1 protein-coding gene is annotated in these 2,226 nt (G+C 66.3%); it reads right to left on the bottom strand.

Annotated features, from left to right (window positions below):
* Positions 1-162: 162 nt before the first annotated feature.
* On the bottom strand, positions 163-1,998 hold the full coding sequence (locus EP26_RS30555) for a glycoside hydrolase family 15 protein (protein ID WP_084113194.1): 1,836 nt from the start codon (positions 1,996-1,998) through the stop codon (positions 163-165).
* Positions 1,999-2,226: the final 228 nt, after the last annotated feature.

Raw genomic sequence — 2,226 nt, forward strand, 5'->3', positions numbered from 1 at the left:
GGGTCCCTCACTGCTCGAGGGCTCGCCCCTACGCCAGCCTACCCGACCGCACCCAAGTGGGCGACCCACGCAACAAGATGACGTAGAGCAGCAACGGCGATGTTGATGTCACAGCAATATCCTTAACAGCTAGAGCCATCTGCCCAAGTTTAGCCGACCGGCTTACGTTTCAGCGCTGTCGAGTGGGGAGGGATCGAGTCCGCTCCGGCCTGGAGCCGACAGGTCGGTGGGCAGCCCGAGCCGCAGCGCAAGGCCGACCAAACCAAGGTGAGAAAATGCCTGCGGGAAATTCCCGACTTGGCGCTGCGCCTCCGTGTCGTACTCCTCCGCCAGCAGCCCGACGTCGTTGGCAATTCCGACCAACCGGTCGAGCACGGCGATAGCCTCCGCCCGCCGTCCTTGCAGGGCGTACACCTCGCCAAGCCAAGCCGTGCAGGCGAGAAAGGTGCCCTCCCGGGTCGGAGGTAGACCCTCCAAGCCAGCGTCAGGGCGGTAGCGGAGCACCAACCCGTCTTCTGTCAATTCTCGCTCAATGGCCTCCACAGTGCCGCGCACACGCTCGTCGTCCGCTGGCAGAAATCCGACCAACGGCATGCGAAGCAGGCTGGCGTCGAGGTCGGGCCGACCATAGCTTTGGGTAAAGCAGCCGCGCAGCGGGTCGAAGCCGCGGGTGCATACCTCGTCGAATACCATGTCGCGCAGGGCACGCCAGCGCTCCAACGGGCCGTCGAGTCCAGACTCCTCTGCGACGCGCAGCGCCCGGTCGAAGGCGACCCAAACCATCACCTTCGAGTGCACAAAGTGACGGCGAGCGCCGCGGATCTCCCAAATGCCCTCGTCCGGCTCGCCCCAGACCTTCTCCAGATGCACCATCATCGCGCGGGCCATCGCCCAGGCCTCGGGAAGTGGTGGCAGGCCGATGCGGTGAGCCGCATAGAGGGCGTCCATCACCTCGCCGAAGACATCGATTTGGAGTTGCGCACCGGCTGCGTTGCCAATGCGCACCGGCGTCGCACCTTCATAGCCGGGCAGCCAGGGCAGGATTGTCTCCGGCGTCCGGTGCTCGCCGGCCAAGCCGTACAAGGGGCGGATCTGGGTAGGGCTACCTGCCACAGCCCGCAGCAGCCACCGGCGCCAGGCCTCCGCCTCGCTGAGATGCCCGGCGCCGACCAGCGCATGGAGTGTCAGCGCCGCATCGCGTAGCCAGCAGAAGCGATAGTCCCAGTTCCGCTCGCCGCCGAGCGTCTCGGGCAGGGAGGTGGTGGGCGCGGCGGCGATGCCGCCCGTAGGCGCGTAGGTTAGCGCCTTCAACGTGAGCAGGGAGCGGCGGACCATCTCCGGGTGGGGTACGCCTTTGTCAATGCGGCATTCGGCTAGCCACCCGCGCCAGCGCCTCTCCGTTGCTGCGATCGCCACAGCCGCGTCCATCGGCGGTCCAGGAGGCAGATGGGAAGGGGTCCAGACCAGATGGAAGGGGATGCGCTCATCCGTCGTTACATTGAACTCAGCCACCGTATGGAGGTCTTCACCACGGACCGGGACAAGAGTGCGGAGTGCGAGCTGGTCTGGACCGCAGACGGCCAGCAACGTGCCGTCCGCCAAGCGGTGAACCCAAGGAACCAGAGCCCCGTAATCGAACCGGACGGTGAGGTCCATGACCATGGGGACAGAGCCACGCCGGCCTTCCACCAAGCGCAGAACGTCCGCCGCGCCGTTTCGCAGTGGCATGCAATCCACCAGGGCTACGATGCCCTCATCCGTTTCGAACTCTGTCTCCAGAACCAGGGTTCCGGGACGGTAGCGGCGAGCGACGCGCCGCACCGGACTGCGGGGAGCGATGCGCCAGCGGCCATGCTCAGGCGTGCCGAGGAGTGCGGCGAAGCAGGCGGTGCTGTCGAAGCGCGGCAGGCAGAGCCAGTCCAGCGAGCCGTCGATGCCAACCAGCGCCGCCGTCTCGCCATCGCCGATCAGGGCATAATTCTCGATCTTCAATGGCATCCGCGTCCTCCCTAACCTCCCGCTGCGTCGAATCTTGGTGCCGTGCCACGAGCGTGAACGACCGACGAGACTATTCGATGCCGGCAATGGTCTGCCCGGGCTGCGGTCTGTGAGACCGTAGGGGCGGCGCCCCCGGGTGCCGTCGCGGGGTGTGTTGGAAATGGCCACGCTGTCTCCGGCGCGATGACGGTATCGCGTCAGGCGGCGAGGTCAATCATGCTTTTGGCG

The organism is Belnapia moabensis DSM 16746, assembly GCF_000745835.1.
GTDB lineage: Bacteria > Pseudomonadota > Alphaproteobacteria > Acetobacterales > Acetobacteraceae > Belnapia > Belnapia moabensis.

Excerpts from the sequence above, each read along its gene's own strand:
- EP26_RS30555 (WP_084113194.1), bottom strand. The coding sequence starts at position 1,998 with ATGCCATTGAAGATCGAGAATTATGCCCTGATCGGCGATGGCGAGACG.